9 protein-coding genes and 1 tRNA gene are annotated in these 20929 nt (G+C 30.8%); 5 read left to right on the forward strand and 5 right to left on the reverse strand.

Annotated features, from left to right (window positions below; genetic code table 11):
- Nucleotides 1–19 precede the first annotated feature (19 nt).
- A complete protein-coding gene (locus tag A1OE_RS00505; RefSeq protein ID WP_237737657.1) occupies nt 20–2995 on the reverse strand; it encodes a YhdP family protein in 2976 nt (991 codons plus the stop codon).
- A 2919-nt stretch (nt 2996–5914) separates the two neighbouring features.
- Here A1OE_RS00505 and A1OE_RS00510 point away from each other — a divergent pair.
- A tRNA-Met gene (locus A1OE_RS00510) sits at nt 5915–5988 on the forward strand.
- A 1291-nt stretch (nt 5989–7279) separates the two neighbouring features.
- On the opposite strand, the gene A1OE_RS00515 is transcribed toward A1OE_RS00510, so the two are convergent.
- From A1OE_RS00515 to A1OE_RS00530, 4 genes are all read right to left on the reverse strand, one after another.
- Complete coding sequence (locus tag A1OE_RS00515) at nt 7280–9595, reverse strand: glycosyltransferase family 2 protein (RefSeq protein ID WP_015087877.1); 2316 nt, start codon at nt 9593–9595, stop codon at nt 7280–7282.
- Nucleotides 9596–9944: 349 nt separating this feature from the next.
- Nucleotides 9945–10847: a sulfotransferase family protein gene (locus tag A1OE_RS00520; RefSeq protein WP_015087879.1), complete on the reverse strand. Its 903-nt coding sequence runs from the start codon at nt 10845–10847 to the stop codon at nt 9945–9947.
- Nucleotides 10848–12192: 1345 nt separating this feature from the next.
- On the reverse strand, nt 12193–13689 hold the full coding sequence (locus tag A1OE_RS00525) for an ArnT family glycosyltransferase (RefSeq protein ID WP_015087883.1): 1497 nt from the start codon (nt 13687–13689) through the stop codon (nt 12193–12195).
- Nucleotides 13690–15526: 1837 nt separating this feature from the next.
- Complete coding sequence (locus A1OE_RS00530; protein ID WP_015087886.1) at nt 15527–16822, reverse strand: FAD-dependent thymidylate synthase; 1296 nt, start codon at nt 16820–16822, stop codon at nt 15527–15529.
- 939 nt (nt 16823–17761) lie between these two features.
- Here A1OE_RS00530 and hisA point away from each other — a divergent pair.
- The 4 genes from hisA (at nt 17762) to A1OE_RS00550 (ending at nt 19984) form a co-directional block, all read left to right on the forward strand.
- Nucleotides 17762–18496, forward strand: a complete 735-nt coding sequence (hisA, locus tag A1OE_RS00535) for a 1-(5-phosphoribosyl)-5-[(5-phosphoribosylamino)methylideneamino]imidazole-4-carboxamide isomerase (RefSeq protein WP_015087889.1) — start codon at nt 17762–17764, stop codon at nt 18494–18496.
- Complete coding sequence (gene hisF / locus A1OE_RS00540; protein ID WP_015087890.1) at nt 18496–19260, forward strand: imidazole glycerol phosphate synthase subunit HisF; 765 nt, start codon at nt 18496–18498, stop codon at nt 19258–19260. Before hisA ends, hisF begins: the two co-directional genes overlap by 1 nt.
- Nucleotides 19261–19267: 7 nt before the next feature.
- Nucleotides 19268–19558 (forward strand): phosphoribosyl-ATP diphosphatase, encoded by a 291-nt coding sequence (gene hisE / locus A1OE_RS00545; protein ID WP_044283176.1) that lies wholly within the window; start codon nt 19268–19270, stop codon nt 19556–19558.
- Nucleotides 19559–19621: 63 nt separating this feature from the next.
- Nucleotides 19622–19984 (forward strand): HIT domain-containing protein, encoded by a 363-nt coding sequence (locus A1OE_RS00550; protein ID WP_015087892.1) that lies wholly within the window; start codon nt 19622–19624, stop codon nt 19982–19984.
- Nucleotides 19985–20929: the final 945 nt, after the last annotated feature.

Raw genomic sequence — 20929 nt, forward strand, 5'->3', positions numbered from 1 at the left:
TATCTACTTAGTTTTTAGTTTAGCTTTCTAGCAGAAGTAACTGAAGGAATTCAATAAGCTGATTTTTTGAGATTCTTAGCATATTAAGTAAAAATTTTGAAGTTAGCGCAATAGAAGTATTAATCTTTATTTTTGGCTTTTCCAGGTTGCCTTTCAGAGCAATTTTTATTTGTAGCATACTATTGACTACTGACAGTAAGCTGCCGACTATTGGTATTTCTTTAGTCATTTTTGCTATTGGATAGCATGGAGCTATCAGGCATACTATATCTACAATTTTGCTTGGCCACAAAATTGTTCCATTAATCTCGATCCTTAAGCCAGATCCATAAGCACTGGCATTCTTGATTTTAATCTTGTTTAAAGTAAGCAATATATGTGCTGTGGTTTCAGCAAAACGTATACCATTTCCGGATAGTGCATCAAGCAGGCCACTGAAGGATATTAACGATAAAAGGTGGGCAAAGAATGGTGGGTCAACAATATAAAAATTATCAATCCGCATAATCAGATCCATTTTATTATTATTTAGCCCTTGCGTAATAAGTATACCATTAATTCTTAATCGGCCGCCTTTAATTGATTTAGTAATGCCTATTGCATTCAAAAATCTACCTACATTATTAGTTTCTGCTGTCAACAATTGGCTGCCCTGTTCCTTTTGTATTAGCAGGCGCATTGGATTACCATTCACCTGTCCGATCAAGCTAAAATTATCTACATTAACGCCATTATGCTTTATTGTCAGTATTCCTGGCATTAATCTAATGTCTCTAATTAAATAAATCCTCTCGGCAGCAAACTTTGCTTCTACTTTTTGTCCATTAAAGTCCAACATATTATGTTGGCTATGTTGTTTCATTGTGAGGATTGGTACTAAGTCAATGCTCGGACCTTTGAGAAAAATTAGCAAACTACCATTTGCTTGGCGTTTTACAGTACCTGTCGCTTTTGTGCGACCTAAGCAAAATGCTGATAATACGGCGTTTATTTCACCATTGATATGAAACGCAACCTTGCCAGCAGCGTACAGACTATTTGCACGAAACTCAAATCTAGGAATAGTTAATATATTATTTTTATTGTGTGTGATATATACTTGAAAGCTGCCTTTGGCATCAATTGGCTTTGACCAACCTAGCTCAGAAGCAACAATGGAAGTTGACTGTAAATCACCTTTAATTGTTGCTGTTACATTGCCTGATAAATCCTTTAATACTAAGGCATTAAGAGATATAGGGCCATTTGCATAAGCACTCAGATCTAGACCAAATGTGGTAAAATTGGATACATCAGCAATAGCACTGACATAAGAACGAGATCGAAATGGGCGATTTGATTGAAACAGCTCATCATGTTTCAGAATTACTGGGATTTTACCAATTTTTGCCTTTCCTTTAATGCACATACCAAATCTATTGAGTTTTAATTCTAAATCGCCGTTTGTCAAAGGTGTGTCGTGTAGAATATTTGGGATCACAACTTTCTTTAAGTTAGCAGATACACTAAATCCGATATCATTTATATTGAAATTATTTATCAAAGGAACATCTAGCTTAACCTTAGCACCAAAAATACCTTCAATTTTTTGTGTATCTTTAGCAATTTTATTTGGGTAAGCTAACGCAATCACTTTTAAAGCTTCTCGAGTATTTCCCCGGATGTTTAGATTAACATGAGCATATTCTTTCTTGTTTTGATCTAAATTAACTAAAGCAATATTAAGGGACTCGATTGATAAGTCTCCCAAATGCCCGCTTTGAATAGTAGTTGTTATGCTTCTGTTATCGAATCTTACTAAACCTTTTGTTTTAGTGATGGGTGGTAATGGACGAAAATAGTAAGCATCTATGCCTTGGAATTTTATTGTGCCATAGATGATGTTGAGCGGATGCAAAATAGGCTTAGTGCTGTCAATTCGTCCTTTAGCTAATAGAGTAGCATTTGTGATTTGACCATTAACTAGGTTGTTAGTAATCCATTTACGGGATTTGTCAGATAGTTGAAATGGCCAAAAATCTTTAATCAAGTTAACAGCAAAATTAGATATTGCTGTATCTATAATTATTGCATAGCCAGCAGGATCACGAATTGCGTGTGTTTTGATTGTCAGTAATGCCTTTTTAAGCTCTAGAGAAAGATAAACATAGATTTGTTTTGCATTTGGCGTGATTTTTAAACTGAGATTACCTCGAGAAACAGCTAGTGGAACAGGATTTATTTTAGAAATATTTATCCTGCCTTCGCCAAAGTTGAGCTTGGCATGGATCACTGGTGTTTTGCTATCTAATGTAGAATTAGCCGTTACTGTGCCAGAAATTGCTAGAACTATCCAGGATATTTCTCTTGGATGAGGGTGAGATGCCGTTAAGTTTACTGCTGATACTGTTGCGAACTGCATTTGAGCGCTGACACAGTTATTTTTAGGTTGATATTTTCCAGACAATAAAATTGGAGTAGTCGTCGAATTAAACCATTTAGCATAACCTTTTATGTGAAAGTACGTATGAGTAGAAAATAGTTTAATATTAACAGATATTTTAGCCAGCATATCGGTTTGTATAAGTGCGTTATTTAGTAAACGAATGCGAGCGTCGCTAAACCTAGCCTCTCTTAGAAAATAAAGCATTCCTTTACTTGATCGTTCTCCTAGTATCAACTTAAGCATACTATTTAGATTCAATGAGGTAATAGATTTACAACTACGAATGGTGTTATTCGTTAGCATAACATTTCCATTAGTTTTTTTTACTATATCAATAGTTGGGTTAATTATGCTAATATATCTTGGCCCTATCTTTCCTGCCAATAATGATTCGTAACTAAGTTGAAGTGAAATACTTTCGATTAGTGCGCTTACTAAATGATTACATCCTATAATTTTTATATCTTTGACAATTAAATCGATATTTCTGTCCTTAATATTAATCCGGAGACTAGCTTTGCCGATCTGCGTTGTAATTCCACAATACGTATGGTTTAGCGCATTTTCCAAATAGCTTTTCGCCCAATTAATCTCAATTTCTCGATGAGAGAAGAAGCAAGCAAATGCATAAATCCCAATTGCTAATGAAATAAATAGATTAATAAATAATTCTATAATAAAAATCATTGATTTGTTAAACAACAATCTATAGCTTTTCTTATAAATCACTATTTATATTAGTTTAATTAGTAATTTATATGTTAGCTATATAGAGCTATGGTAGCTACAAGCTATTTATGTTATCATAATCAAGGAATTTTAGGGTGACATGGCATTCAGAGGATAAAATCTTATTATTCGCTTTGCTTAAATGATTGAGTTAAAAATTATTAGGTTTTTACCTTTTTTAGTGCAAGGATGCCATTTTTAGTTTATTGAGCAGTGAATTGTAATTCATACAATATGGGTACAAACATAATTTTATAGTTAACTATAAAATTGATAATACCGTATTACTGCACAATGATAGAAAAATTATAACCAATAAGAATAAATGATAATCTGCATTATATAGCAAATCTACATTATGTTAGTAGTTATAATATACAATGAATTAGCGTTAAATTTATATTATCTAATTAGATTTTTGGTATAATATTCACTATAATCAACTAACAGATGGTTAAAAATTATTGTGTTAATAAACAATAATATTGTTTGTAGTTTATTTAAAGTAAACATAATGCATTGCATTATGTTTTGATAAACATTAGAGAAAATCGGTTTAACAAATAAGTTTGATAAAGGTTAGCGAAATATTATTAGCTAATTTATTTTATGTTGATCCCATTATCATTAACAAGTCACTAAATTTTAATATTTTTTATTTAAACCATCAATTTATGTAAAATAATAAATTTATTTTTTATAATAAAACTAAGATCTTCATATAGAATATTATAATATTCTGTTGCTTGACTGTATTTTTTACGAGATTAGATTTTTAATCTATTTGGGTATTTTGTAGTCAATTAGTTAAAATTATTAACATTGATTATGATATTACTGAAAAAATTTTTGAATGCTATTATATCTTCTTTATTCTCTTACTTATGATCATACGCTTATTGTATTTACTAGAGAAGTTAATTAGAGTTATATTTAGCTATTAGATTGGTGATTGCATTTTACATATTTCTATCTAGAATCAAAATGTAAATTAGGACTTGTTCAAAAGAGCTTCTAGATTTGCAAAATATAGTAAATGACCTCACTTCTAGCAAAACTTAATAACTAAAGTTTAGTGGGTAACATGTAAATGATTCTTGGACATCAAATTAATTGCTTGGTTATTTAAGTTTTGATTCCTTTACGCTATTTTTAACGTAAATAGTAAGAATAATGTAAATTATTCTTACTATTTACTGTCTTAGGCATAAGCAATTCCTTTAAGGTATTTTAAATATAATTTCGCTCTGTTTGGCATACTTATGGTTTAGTATTTAAAATAATTTTTGTGTTTAATTGCAGTAGTATATAAGCTATCATACTATAGTAGTACTCTATAAAATATATAAGTGCTTCAATTAAACAAACTAAAGAGTGTAGAAGTTTATACACTTAGAATAAATAATCTAGAATAAAGATAATTACTAGTGCACCATGTGAATGATAGGATCAAAGCATTAAAAAAAGATTATTTTATTTACATCATTTGTTGTATAATTATTAATGATTTTCTTAATATGTTAAGTATTATTATCTTAATATGATCTACTAAAAATTAAAGCGATGATTATTTATGGTGATAAATTAATAATAATTAGATCAATAATAAACTTATAATAAGTATCTATTCACGATAGGTATGCATTATATAACATAGGATTATTATATATATCCTCTATATCATTTTGCATTAATTTACCAGAATATATTTGTGTATGTAATATGATTGATTAATCAAGTAATTTTTAATATTATTAAGAATAATAATAATTATAAATTTAATGATTATTAGAGTGAGAAGATTAATCAAATTCGTGCTAATCACCCTGACAAGAATTATCTGTGATAATTCTTGTCAGGGTGATTTCCTTTGATGTTTATAATTTACCATTACCCTTACAATCAAGGCTACGGAGTGATCTTTTAAACAGACTAATATTTTTAAACTATGACACAATACTATCTTAATAAAAAAATTTATAAAAGTCTAGTATAGACAATGTATTAATTTCTCGTAATAATCTTCATATCTTCGAAAATTGATAATTTTAGAATAGAATTAATATATAAGAAGATTACGTTTTGTCCTATTTTATCTGAAGTATTACTCTAGATTGATTAGACCATCATTAAATTAAAGTTTAGTGTCATTTTATCTGTAATTAGTTTAGATATTTTAGCAGTAACGCAATACAATGGATTATCTAAAATTAGATATTGGCCAGCTAAATAATTAGCATTCAATATTGATGCAAATTATAGGTAATTAATTTGCCTTTTCTTTTTTTCTCGAAAAGTGTTTTATCAAAAAAAAATAATCTTTATAGTTATTTGACTAAGTAATATAATAGGATATATAAAATAAAATTATTACAATTATCAATTATTCTAAATCATAATTTATAGTTTAAAACAAAGGCAATTATCCTAAGGTATAATAAATTTTACTATAATATAAAAATTTATATCAGTTAACTTAACTTTATTTACTATTTTATGCTATAAGTATTTATAGTAAATTTCATCTATGACTAGAATCAATTACTATACATTTGATATTATCAATATAGCCTGACAATAATTGAGCTTTATAGTAAAAATGCATAAGCTTTTGTTTTATTATGCATCCAATTAGTTATATCTTTTATAGCGATATCTTAAAGATATAAAATAGTAAAAACTAAGTTAAGACTTACACTCTAAATGTTGCATCATAAAACTTGACAAATCTATCGCTTATCTTGTACTTGTGTGACTTTTGGCGGAGTAGCTCAGTTGGTCAGAGCAGCGGAATCATAATTCGCGTGGCGGGGGTTCAAATCCCTCCTCCGCTAATAGTCTTACAAATATAATAAAATTAAACTACAAGTATTGTTTAAAAATACGATACTGCTAAAGTATTATACTTTGTACAGGTACTGCTATCGTAGTTGCAAATGATATAGAATAGTTATTTATTAAAATCTACTTGCATTTGCTTGTACTAATTTTTATGTTAACTGCTTGTATAATGAGCCAAATAGATAATCCCTTAATTGTAAGTAAAATTGGTATCTCTATAAAAAATTTTTAATGCTTTACTAGATGAAATAAAGGTTAATTTGCTTCTTTCAGTTAGATTATAGTCAAATGCATATCTCATGCGTAAGGTTAGTATGATAGCAGATTAAGTCAATGCTTTTGCTATATTTATTTTGTAAATAATCTAATTTTCTTGTCCATTTTTAGCTATTATTCCAGTATTATAGATAAAGGGTAGTAAATTCACTTCCCCGTACTACTGAAGATAAGATTAATTTGATAATAATAAAAACTAGTATTGTTTAGTTACTGGTTGATATAAATTAAACATTTTTATTATAAGAATACATAAATTGCTGTTTATTATTTAAGGTTAAGATCATTTATTAGATATTATACGCTATAAACCTTTCTTTGAGCATTATCGCAATAAGCTTAAATTACGATTTATGTATCTGCACTCTACAGCTGAAAATATTTTGTGTTTATCAAATAAAGGTACTAATTCTTTTTTAAACATCTTGCGAATTAGCTGTTTTCTAGTGTAATTAGTAAGATCTGACACTTCTTATAGAAGAAAAACTTATACCTAGTTTAGATGAAAACTGACTTAAATAAATCTAAGATTGATATATTAAAAAATCACTGAGATTTTTTTGTTAAAATTAGGATTTAATCTGCATTAATGCTCGATAGTTGTATATGCTGCATTTTTATCGGCTTATATTTTATAAACAATAAATAAAAAAATATATTAGCAAAAGATAATTGGCAGTGCTTTAATAATAGTTAAAATAATTTATAATCATAAAACTAATCTAAGTTGATGCATAAAATTTAACATAATGACTTTTCTTCAATAACACAACACTTAACATAAAATGTTGAAAATTGCCTAATCAACTTAGCGTTCAAGAATTTAAACTATTAAAATATTATTTAACAATGTATAATTAAAATAAGATAACTTGTATTATGAAAATATGCTATTTCTTTTTAAGCAATACGCTTGCAACTGTCTTTAAAAACATTTTTAATGACTATGCAGCACAAAGTGCTTTAAAAAAAAATCAATATTATTTTTAGTATTTTACCTATTAATCATTAACTGTTTTTCCTATCTACTGCTATCCAAGGCTTGATAGTCCGCGGTGGAAATGCCCATGTTGGAGTTTCATTATCTAGGCTGAGATTAGGATTAAAATATGGATCATAATCAAGTATCTTACCCCATTGATTTTGCATCCATTGCTTTTCGCTACAAAAACGTTTTTGTTTTTTTATATTGTCCTCAAAACCACGTGACGCAGATTCGTGATGATATAGCTCAGCATAAGGAGTAACTAGGATGCGATACCCAGCATCGCGAATTTTTAAACACAAATCCACGTCATTAAACGCTACTTTTAAATTTTTCTCATTCATTCCACCGATTTGCTTATATATACTATGAGTCGTTAATAGACATGCTCCTGTTACGGCAGTAACATTGTGGATTATCTGAGCTCTATTGAAATAGCCTGGAGCTGCGCGTGGCAAATGTTTATTAAAATGTCCTGCTACACCACCAATACCAGTAGTTACACCGATATGTTGTATTGTATCATCGGGATAGTAAAGTTTAGCTCCGACTGCGCCAATGTCAGGCAGTTGAATCTGTCTAATCATTTCTTCTAACCATTCTTTATTTATTGGCTCAACGTCGTTATTCAACAGCAATATTAGTGGGCCACTTGATTTGCTTACTGCAAGATTATTCAAACGCGAGAAGTTGAATGGTTCTTCATTTTGAAGAATAGTTATTCGCGTATCTTTTTTTATCTCGGCTAAATATCTAAGTGTACTTTCCTGCTTAGACTTATTATTAACAATAATTAAGTCCCAATTTTTATAACTAGTTTTATTTAACAGACCTTCTATTAATACGCGCATCATATCTACCCTGTCACGAGTCAGAACAATGATGCTTATATGTGGTTTCTGGGTAGGTAAAGCCGGAACTACACGATGACTAAGGCCATCAATACCGGGAATTACTTTTGCTTTTATGCCACAGCGCTCCATATGCTCCATTATCGCTTTCCGGGCCGCTTTACAATGATGTGGCTTTGCATAGCAATTTAGTGCTACGCTGCCTGTAATTGCGCGCCAGTGATATAACACTATTGGAATATGTCTTATTCTATTTGGATTAGTTAATTCTAACACTCTAAATGCCATGTCGTAGTCTTGGCTACCCTCGAAGCCTTTACGAAATTGTCCAGCTTTTTGTACCAATGATCGGCGATAAGCTACTAAGTGATTAATCATGTTTTGTGAGAGGAATAGTTCAGGCGACCATTCAGGCTTAAAGTATGGATCAAATACCTGCCCATTTTCATCGATCTTATCCTCATCTGAATATATGATATCAGCTTCTGAATCGTCCTCTAGACTGGCTGCTATACGATATAGCGCATCAATAGTTAGCTCGTCATCATGATCGAGCAGAACTATCCATTCGGCAGTAGCTAAAGCTAAAGCGGAATTACTTGCGACTGATATATTGCCATTAAACTCGCGAAAGGTGATTTTAATACGTCTATCACCAGCAGCATATTGTTTTAATATCGATCTAATTTCTGGATTTTTAGAAGCATCGTCAGCGATACAAAGTTCCCATGTCTCATAAAGTTGTGCTTTTACGCTGTTAATCGCTTTTTTTAGTAGAGCTGGAGGAGTATCGTATGTTGGCATTATTATTGAAAAAATTGGTTTATTTTTCATACGCAAAATATGCGCAAGGATAGCATTTTTTTCGGAGTTTGTTAAACTATAGAATGTACTACGCCAAGCAGAATATGTTACGTTAGGAGTTAACAGTTTTTTTATCAGATATTTTTTTAATCCTAATATGTTTCCTCGTTGTAGTTTTTGAATTATTGTTCGAATGCTATGACAAGAATAGGCCCTGTACGCTAGTACTAGCAAAAGTTCCATACGGCTAATTTCACGTGCTCTAATTGCAGTCTTTAAAAAATAATCTTTTCCGTTAAGCGAAATAATACACAAGTTTAGCACTTTATCTGGTAGGCGTACAAAGCATGTAACATAGGTTTTACTACAGTCCACGAATAAATTTTTGCAATTAATTTTCGTCATGCTAGAGCCATCGTCCGCTACTAGATACTGAATAAAGAAATTTTTTTCATTTTCAAGGTTATAAGTTAGTTTTACCCAACCAGCAGGCATTCGATTTTTGTTGGAACGCAAGACTATCGTTGGAGAATTATCTGTTAACTCACATACATCTCCACATGCGTATTTGCCTTTGCACTTATTTTTTGCTGTTAGAATGTATGTGGTTTGAAATACAAATTGGCTGATTAATATTTTCGCTTCTTGCAAGATAAGTGCAACAGTATACTTGCTTAGTAGCATTATTTATTTTATAGCCTATAGTAGTCTGTACTGAAATTTATAAACATAATCATATCGTTTTTTAGATAACTTCTAAAGTTAAATGTATAACTTTTACGAAGCTATATTATGCTCATTGGTTATTTGTTGTTTTCTGAGATTTTTTAAACTTTCTTATCGAATTCACTCATAATTATTGTTTCAATGTGAAAAGTATGATTGCATTTTACAAATTTAATGATTAAATTACCAAAGATCTTTTGGATACTTAGCTTATATTGTATAATGGGTAAAGAAAACATTTATATTTCTAAATACTAAGCTGTTATCATATTTACTGTTGAAAGTTAACAAAAGAATAAATTTTTTGTTAAAAAACTACTGTAGCACAATTTATTTCCTCTTGGATTTTTTGAATACTTGCTAAGTAACTAGTGCTATTATTATTATTTATTAGCCTTATAGTATTATATACTTTTTCAATCCAATTAGTTAATTTTAGTTCGATATTAAATTTTTTATTATCCATAGTGTGATGACGCAGTTTTTTATCAAGAAAAGTTTCTATTTTGTCTGTTGCTTTGTCTATTTGGCAAATCAAACCCAAATTCAACTCGCTGTCAATTCGCTTAATTTCATTACGCCAATTAACCAACATTTGATCAAAACTAGTCCAAGATTGTCTTATCCCATCGCTTGCACATAATGCTTCAGTCTGATACCTCAATAATAGCATTAATGCTTGTTCGTATGGCATCTTGTCGCGGCATTTAAGAGAGCAAGCAATTTCCAAGGGATGACGAAGCATGTGCAAAACTGTTATTCGTGTTTTGAGCGTAGCTAACATTTTGCGCCATAAGGGCAGTAAGCGACACATGCGCGGATCTTTTATCCCCCATAAATTGGTTGTATTAAACTCATTATATATAATTGATTCTAGGTCGTTGCGCGCATCATCAGTAACAGAATATTCAAGCCAACCCGATGGCATTTTTCGTATATCATCCCAGCGCATGTCAAGATCATTCAATAGTTTATCATGACGCTCGACTATTTTTCTATGTTCCCAAAAACCACGCTCGTTGTTATCTTTAGCGGCTTCCATTAAGTCCGTACCTAAGTTAACCCCAAGGAGATTGATAACTCGGGTGAGTGCTGATGTTCCACTGCGGTGCATTCCTAGTATAATAACAGCTGTTCGCTGTGGTTCGTATTGTAGGCGAATATTTGTATTTTCTTTTTTATCGTCAAGATAATAACTTTTTTTAGGCATCTGATATCCAAAACTATGTGCTAATTACTTATGACGTAAGATTAGTAATATATTATTATTGAGTAATTAATTTATTATATTGAGTACTTAATTAGTTAGCATTAATATTCTAGTAAATAGATTAATGATGTTAAATTTTTAAATGCTTGGATAATCAATTTAAAAAAAATTTTTATGGTTATGGGCTTTTAGTTAGGTTGTAGTCATTTAAAAATATAGTACGCTTTAATTTAGCTTTTTAGAATTGCTTGATTGTGTATGCTAAATCAAGATAGTATTTAGTCCATTGTTGAGTTTTTTTAATTTTATTAACACTAAAATAGCATAAAGGCATGTATGTGGATCATAAATTATTACAAGATAGACTACTCTTTTGCTATTCTTTTTGATTATCAAAAATAAGGTATGCTACCTGCGTATTTAACTAGGTGCATATTAGATCTTGAGAAAAAATCATAAATTTATCTTCATACTTATTATGTGTGATTGCGAAGTTTGTTTGCTAAGTTGAAAAAAACAATTAGGATAATCAGTAGATAGTCAATTACTGAATGTATTACAGTTTTTTAATGAAGTTTAAGCTTATTTGATCTGCATCCATTCACGATCACTCATTGAGTGTATTAGTGATTTGCCATGTATCTCAGCATGCTAGAAATAGATAATCCAACAGCAGTACAGCATAGTTTTATTATCGAAGAAGGAAAGAGATTTGTTTATAGCATTAAATTATTATTATGTCATAGATAAGAAAATATCTATTATTAACAAAATAATCTCAATATAAAAATAATGCTACATCTTTGGATAATAATATAACATCGTTTGTTTTCTATCAAAAAATTATTAGTATTAGCATTAGCTAGATAAACAGTCACTTAATCTATTTTGGTGATTTTTCTGATGTAATGATTTACGATTGCGGTCTTTAACATCTGCTTATTTATCGAATATTGCTCAGTGAATCGTTGAATCTATTATTAATATATTATTCCTAGATTAAACGTAATTGCTATTCGGGAATAGCAATTACGTTTTCAGTTATTACCTGGTGATTTGTTTTTATGTCTTTGAAAGTCGATGATTGGTTATATATCTAAGTAGATTTTATTTTTTGCATGTAGAAAGCCTATATAAAACTAATTTAGCATCATTTTAAGCAAAAGGATTTTACGTTGATCTCAAATTATTTTACAAAGGTTTCATAACCTGAACATAATTATACCAATGCCTTTATTTTATAAAAGTTTAATTGCACTATAGAGTATTTCAAGACGATAACGTATCGTCTATCAAGGGTTGATAAAAAAACAAGAGTTAAGGACGTTCTTATTGATTTTATCCTTTAATTTTTTGATACAAACCAAATCCTAAGCTTTTTAGTGCAACCAAATCTGGTGATAGATATTCTCCGGATATTTTTTTTTATGTCAAAATAGTTTAGTATAGAACTAATGTCTTCCTGAGTGCTTAATATTAGCATTCGGTTTTTTGCTGTTGGAATATACGATGCTATTAATTCATATTGATTATCTGGATGCTGATTCCAATCCCATATATAAACTGCTCGTTTACCTGGGTGTGATTTGCTGATACTAAGCTGATCACGCATGTAATAAAGAAGTAATGACATGCTGATCTGATCAGTCATAAGAATGGGTAAATCTGGATTAGTAATAATCTCCAATCGAGACGTTTCTGCTATCTGTTCCCAACCAGTCAGACGCAAAAAATATTGATCTATAAAGGAAATACGTATTTTTGGCCAGCTGGCTAAAATTATTGACAAAGCAACGCTAACAAATAGATGAGGTATTATCAATAGGTAATTAACCCAGCGCCTTGATAAAGATACTAGCCAAAGGGCAACAAGAATCGTGGCTGTGGGATATGTTGTTATTGCCCATTTAGCGTTAGCTTGAAATAGAAATGCTTGTATCGTACTTATCACTAGTGGTGGTATAGCAAAAGATAGAAGGAACTGCTCTTCTTGGGTAAGTCTTGCACGAATGCATAGGATAATTCGCCAAGCAAATATTATAAACGATATAGGACCAAATACACCAATCTGTTCAATTATAAATTGAAACGAATAAGATACGTGGAATTTTTGTGAAGGAGTATTATTTAGGTTTGCATCATCTCCAATATGGGCGATGATAGGAAAATGTTTGGTTGCATTCCAGTAAATATTGGGAAATATTATTAATAACGTTAATAATATAACCATTAGACCGCGTAAATTAAACAAGATCCATCGGTCGCGTGGACTTAGGATTATTTGTAGAGCAATACCAAAAAATATGTATACCATATCATACTGGGCTAGCATACCAATGCCTATCGACCAACCGGTCGCGATTGCGAAAGCCCATGCTCGATTATTAAGTAAATAACGATAAAATATTATTGCTAACGTCCAACAAAACAAAAGAGGTACATCAGTGGAAAAAATTAAGCTAGAAAATCCGACAGATGGTAGTGTGATCCAGATTATTGTCGACCACATAGCGACTCGATTATCTGCTACCACTTTTCCAAGCCAGAAGAGTGCTAGTGCAGTACCAGCGTGTAGTATTGGGGATAATACTCGTACGCATGCCTCACCGTTTCCACAAGTATTAGTGCTAGCTGCAATAAGCCATGCAATTAATGGTGGTTTGGCGAAATAACCAAGATCTAAATCTTGTGCCCAAGTCCAATATTGCGCTTCATCTTCATAAAGTTCCAAATCAGTAAATGCGTTTGCATACAGTCGTAGAGCGGTTAGGCTGATAACGCAAATTAATACAGTTTGCAGATAGGTTAATTTGCTAAATAATAGTTTGATGGTTGAAATCATTACTTTTAGCAGTAAGGTGGATTAAGTATTTTTAATAGCATTATGCTTTTCATAGCTTTGGATATGTAGATTAATGCTATGAATAAACTGTTTAACAAATTCTTATTATTTTTTATTTAAAATGAGATGGAAAGTTTACTAAAACTACAGTAATACATTGAATTATATAGTTAAAACTATGAATACAAAATTTCATTTCTCCAGGTATCGTATTTTTTAACTAATTTTGACTGAAATAGGTTATATTTTTGCAAATAATTCTTGCACTGCACTAATTTATAAAATCTCATGTCTTTCTGATAATTTCACGAGAAAATGTTTTCAATTAGGCGATATGTTGACATAATATATTCTTGTGCTTTATCAACAAATTAAGGTAATCATATTATTAAATAGAGCTTGTATTGTATCATGTGATTTTGCAGAGCTTAAGATAATTGTACTAAGATTTCAGAATTAATAATTTTTTAGATTAAAATAGAAGATATACGATATAATAAGATACGATTTATAGCTATTAATTAAATAAAATGTTTTTTTTGTTTTGTTAGAGTATTTTTTTTATGTTTTCAGTTAATACAGCTTTTCACGCTATTTAAAATGATCTCTTACTTGTTAAGACAATTACGCAAAAAAATAATTGATTGTGATCTTACTTATAGCTCTTGCATCTAATAGATAGGGATCAGCCTGATTTTTTTGTTTGAAGTTTTATTGATAAGTTTGTCAACTATTTTTGTAGATAACTTTGATATAAGTGCCTTTTTTAATCATGTACCACAAGCAAATGATTGACAGAAATCATATCTTATAATGGATTGGATCAATTAGCAAACTTTGTTCTTAAGTGATACGTAGCTAAGGATATATTTATTTATCTGTAGCAGAAGATTAGAAGAGAAATAATTTTTGGGACTAATTCAACAACATATATCTAATTTTATTATAGTTAATTTTGATAAATACTCTTCATGCTAGTAGCATAGGTATTCAGTTGTGAATAGTACAATATTTATTTATGATTGAACTTTTTATTGAATCTTAAGGATCGCTTGTTCACTTCAAAATTGGAAATCTCTCTAATAGAGGATTTTGCATATCTATACTTTTAGCGTGCTATGTTATTATTAAATATAATGACTGGTTTCGTCGAATAACTTGGTTTAAAGTAAAATTAATTTATTGATTCACTAAAGAAAGTATTAAAATTAATTATCAGTACTGATTCTAAGTGCTTTTTCTCTTATTTAAACAGCTAAGTAAAAGAGAAGCGAATCTTTGCTAATGGGTAATAGGCTTTAGATTAATTATGATAAACTTATTACCAGTGAGTGAAGAATTAATTAATTTAAGTATATTTCTTAATATTAATTGCTTAATCATCTACAGAATATTTAGATTGCAGCTAAAATTAATTCTTCCTAGCAGAAGATTTTTGCTTCAGCTTGAAAATTTAACTTTTTCGCAGATAGATTATTTTAAACTTTTTTTCCTAAAATAGGGTTTAAATTGTAAAATATCGTAGCTTGTTATTAAGTAACAGTTTTTGCTTTTTATTGTACAAACATCTCTGCTGTGGAGATGATTTTTTATTAAAAATACTCTATTGTTGCAAGTTAGATTAAATACGTCTTTTTGTATTATAAAATAACTCTTAAATATTTTAAATTAAATTATTCTATATCGTGCGTTGTAAAGTTCACCTGTTTAGGCTTATCACTTTTCTAAAGTGAATTTGCCTAATTCTTTCTTAGAAAAAATGTTATTTGTTTTATCGTTCGTAGAATTTTGTCGAAAAGATGATTACTCATAATACACTTATAAATATTAAACATATTTATAAGTGTATTATGTTTTGCATACCTCGTTTAACGTCGAGTGTATTTTTTTCTAAATCGCAATGTAGCTGGATGAATGGAAACTCTGTTTTGATTGCTTTGTGTAAATGGTGAGCAACGAAGCGAAGATTGGAGTGTACGGTTTTGCTTGAACGTAATTCTGCTACGTATACCATCTGCCGTAGATCATAAACTATTCGACAAGGAACTAGCAAGCCAAGTGGCAAATAGTTTTGGCGTTCTTCTTCGGTAATCTCTAGCTTGTCTGAAGCTTTCCGCAAATTTATTATGCGTGGAGCGACCGATGCCATGGTAGATTCTGGTAAATTATTTATATACCAAGGATGAAAGCCGTAAAACCAAGTTAGTAAAGGCATTTCACAATAACCGTTACGATGACGCTGAATATCACGAAAAGATCCAAAATCGAGTAAAAATCGGCACTCGAATGATGCGTATGACCCAACTATGCTTGGTAGTTGTTCGTATTTCGGTCTATTGGTAAAAATCTTTCGGTCTAATAAATCAATAGCAGTACGATTAGCCTCACATGTATAGTCAAAATTTGGATAATTTTCTTCTTGTTTAAGATAATAAGTTTTTAGTTTAGATATCATTGCTCGATATGCAGATTGTTCTGGTCGATATTTCTGACTAAACGATACGGGATACTTTTTCTTTAGTTCTGTGAGAATCATTGCCGCTGTTTCACGGGTTTCAGACAAAGGATGTAGAGAAAGATTGCGTAAATGGTCAGCTGCTTGGCGCAAATTAGTTGTCCACGAAAGTTGGGATTTGACTCCAGCTGGAAGAAATCCTCGCGAAATATCAAATGCTCGTGCTTCAAGGGTTTTTTTCCATATTTCTATTTTAACGCCATCTGGGCAGGGATAAGCGATAGTCAACTTTGCTAGGATAGCTGAATGAACTTGGGTATAAATCTCGAGCCATCCAGATATGATTGCTTTTGACTGTGATGTACCGACAGGGTCGTTATATCCATTAGTGGAAAAATTAATATAACGAGTAGATGTCTCTTGGCCAAAATACAATGGAGTATTTTGCACTGCTTTGCAGGTTAGAATGGAAACTTCTTCTATGAAGATTGTTGTGAAACCACAGTCCCCTATTGATTCATGACCATAACCAACATAATATTCTTCCATAAATTTGCCAAATCCACGATCTTGGATACTGGCAAGATGTTCTATGACACTTGATGATGATCGGCTGTATAGCGCCTGAAGCATAGAATTCGCCTCTGGTTTTAGGCCGTCTTCGATCAAGATGCGCATTATTTATTTTCCTCTGTCCTTCCAGATTATTCTCAATTTTCTGCTTATTAACGTAATATTAAGTTCATTAATAAAGTTTTATGATATTTTATAGAATAGCTTATTTAAATTTTTTATAAAAATCGGCTTTATTATTTAAAGCAGTAAGGCCTAATCACAGCAGCTTTTTAATCTCGTGCTTGCATATTTTCTTAAATTGGAGATTTAATCACCGTATTTACAAAAGTAATAAATAAAATCTTAGTTGTTATACTTAAGCTAATTTTAGGATTCATGTAGATAAAAATCATAAAGTTCTATTTTTTAGAAAATTATCGCTACTTAATAAAGTAAGTTTTGTTTCAAGATAAAAAATTCTATCTCTTTAAAATATTAGTTGCCATCAATTCTCTCTCGGAGAGTTTTGGTTTTATTACAAAGTTTACATTTTATGTAAATTAATTCTTGTGTGATTTATTTGTATTAATACTACTTGCAGTTTAATTTTACAATTAACAGCTTATCTTTTTGATAAGTGATTGATTTTGTTTAAGAAGACTATATGGTTTATAATACTATTTCCTTAATGAAATATGACAATGTTATAATTAATTAATCAAAATTCATATTATATTATATTGCCCTCGAATGAGGGAAATTTATTTTTACAGGAGAACGCTACTTGTTTCCTAACTATTTTGGCTTATTCGTAAACTTAAAATTTGTGAGCATTCTTTTTGTAAGGTAATGACGATTTTTGTAATATGAATTGTTTCTTATTGATTTTCGATTGTTTGATAAACAATCCTGGGAATTTTTTATTTAGCAATACTGAGCCATCTGTTTTTTTTTAGAAAAAATTATATTTGTCCTGAGAATAAATGCATTTTTTTGTTTACTTAGAATTAAGTTGCTTAATAGCTTATTTTTATTAATCAATAGTGGAGAATATGTTTTATTGTGATTCTTTATCCTGCAATTGACATAAATGATGGGCAGTGTGTTCGTTTGCTTCGTGGTGAAAAGAGTAGCGCTATAACATACAGTGTTGATCCTGCTGTCCAAGCTAAGCATTTTCAGAATGCTGGTTGTAAATGGATACACGTAGTGGATTTAGAAGGCGCTTTTGCTGGTAAAGTAGTAAACGTGACAGCGGTGCGTTCAATATTATCAACCGTAGATATTCCTCTGCAGTTTGGGGGTGGTATTCGAAATCGTACCCATATTCATGATTGGATTAACGCTGGCATTAGTCGTGTTATATTAGGTACAGTGGCTTTGTTTAATCCAAACTTGGTAGCAGCTGTTTGTCGCGATTATCCTGGCATGATTAGTGTTAGTATCGATGTTCGTAACGGTAAACCTGCAGTTGAGGGATGGACTAAAACTTCTACAATAACTGCTAGGGATCTGGCATTAAAATTTGAGGATGTTGGAGTTGCGTCTATTATTTTTACTGATATTGATCGAGATGGTGCCATGCAGGGGCCTAACTTGGAGGAAACTAGAATATTAGCTCAAGCATTATCAATACCTGTTATCGCTTCAGGGGGAGTGTCATCGATTGATGATTTATTACAATTAACTAAACTGAATAATGATGGGGTAGAAGGAGTTATTGTTGGCAGAGCGATATATGACGGTCGAATTAATATGAATCATGCACTGCGTGTACTTGGCGGGGATAATACTTGATGTTAAAAGTGCGCGTTATTCCATGCCTAGACGTTAAGGGTGATCGATTAGTTAAAGGAGTAAATTTCGTCGACTTGGTTGATACCGGCAATCCTGTGGCACAGGCTAAGTTTTATAATGACGAAGGAGCAGATGAACTATGCTTTTTAGATATTGCTGCTAGTCAGAAAGATCAGTATATAATATTTGATGTAATTAGTCGTGTTGCAGAACAGTGCTTTATGCCCCTAATGGTTGGTGGTGGGGTGCGAAACATTGAGGATATCCGCAAGCTTTTACTCATTGGAGCCGACAAAGTGGTCATTAATACTGCAGCGGTTAACAATCCAGAATTTGTTCGCCAAGCAGCCAATAAGTTTGGCAGTCAGTGCATTACAGTTGCCGTTGATGTTAAGCAAACGAGTGGAGGTAAATTTAATGTTTTTACACATGCTGGTCGCCAGGCTACTGATTTAGATCCTGTTGTATGGGCACAACAAATGGTTGAATATGGTGCAGGTGAGATTATGTTGACATCTATTGATCACGATGGCACCAAACAAGGATTTAATATATCGTTAACTAGGACTGTTTCTGATTCTGTACAGGTACCAGTTATTGCTTCGGGGGGAGTTGGTACACTGGATCATTTGGTGGAAGGAGTGCATGCTGGTCATGCCAGTGCAGTCCTATCTGCTTCTATTTTTCATTCAGGTACTTATCGTATTAGCGAGGTAAAAAAAGCAATGTTTGCTGCCGGTATTGCTGTTAGACAGAGCAATTGAGGATACTATGAATAATAATCATGTTCTTGATCGACTTATTAATAAGATAGCATCGCGCCGAGAGGATAACTTAGAGACAAGTTATACTGCTAGATTACTGTCAAGTGGTCCCGTGAGATCTGCGCAGAAAGTCGGAGAAGAAGCTGTAGAAGTAGCTATTGAGGCAACGTTAGGGAATACTGATACTTTGATTTCAGAAAGTGCTGATCTATTATATCACTTGTTGGTATTGTGGGTCTCCATGGGAGTAAGCTCGCATAAAGTTTGGGCTAAACTAGAAGCACGCGAGAAAATTTAAACTAAATTCGATAAAACTACTGTTAGCTTGGAGCCTAAAAAATAATTAATTGGAAATTGCTCAATGCTTTATGATGCCAATAATACTTTTGCTAAGATTTTGCGTGGTGATATTCCAAGTAATACTATTTACGAGGACGATTACACTCTTGCATTTAAGGATATCAATCCTTGTACTCCCTTCCATGTCTTAATTATACCTAAGGGGGATTATGTTTCTTTATCAGATTTTTCTCAGAAAGCAAGCAATTCAGAAATAATTGGCTTTATTCGTGCTGTTGGCAATATAATCTATAAATTTAATCTTGCGGAAAAGGGATATCGTATTGTGGCCAATAGCGGCTCTGATGCCAATCAAGAAGTATTTCATTTTCACTTACATATGCTTGCTGGCAAAAACCTTGGGAGCATTATCAAACCAATCTAAGTGTGATTTTATGTGTATACTATTACTTACATTGAGCAAATAAAATTCGTTTTGACATAAATACGATAAATTTAATGGTAAGTATAAATTAATCATTAATTGCATTAAATCTTAAATATAACATGTTTTAAAATTATTAAACTAATACATTAGCTATCAATTAAGTAAAAATTTTTTTAATTTTTGGCTATTAATGAATAAATAACTTTATTGTAGTTCTAATTTTATAGAATTGGTGGTTTGCTTATATTATAAATTGGTGTGAAAGTTTTAGTAGCTTGATTATCAAATCTGATCTTTTTTTTATTTACTATTATTGAATTGGTTTAAATTGATTTATTCTAATCCTTAATACTAAGAAAGCTTATCTATTTAATTGCAATAATTGAAAAGGCTAGTGATTTTTTGTAAAATTAACATCTTAATTAGTTAGATCTATTGTTAGATTGTATAGTAAATATTTTTACTTTAAACATATAGTTGAATTATAAGTAATTAATCATAAAATTAATAAGAATATCTCTCTGTGTTTGGCTCAAGAATAAATAACTCGAAAAAACTCAAATGGTATTTTTTAGAGAATTATTTTAATAAATATTAATTTTTTTAAAAAATATATTTAATTCAAAATCTATTTAATTCAATAGATGAAAATTATAAAATCTTTAAGCATTTTGCAGTAAAATCTAAAATAACTTTGGAAGGAGCGAATTGCTTATAACAAGAATAAACTAACTACACATCTTTTGCTTAAAAATTAAATGTATCGTACTTTGAATGATTTTTCTAAATAATTAATTTATCTTAATAAGATACATTATAGATCTAATTATTAAATAAATTACTTAACTATAGTAAAAGTATAATTTTATCAGTAATAACAATTATATCGCAATTACAGTATATTAAAAATCAATATAGTATTTCGTCATCAATCTGGATTAT

It is taken from the genome of Candidatus Endolissoclinum faulkneri L2 (assembly GCF_000319385.1).
GTDB classification, from domain to species: domain Bacteria; phylum Pseudomonadota; class Alphaproteobacteria; order Thalassobaculales; family Thalassobaculaceae; genus Thalassobaculum; species Thalassobaculum faulkneri.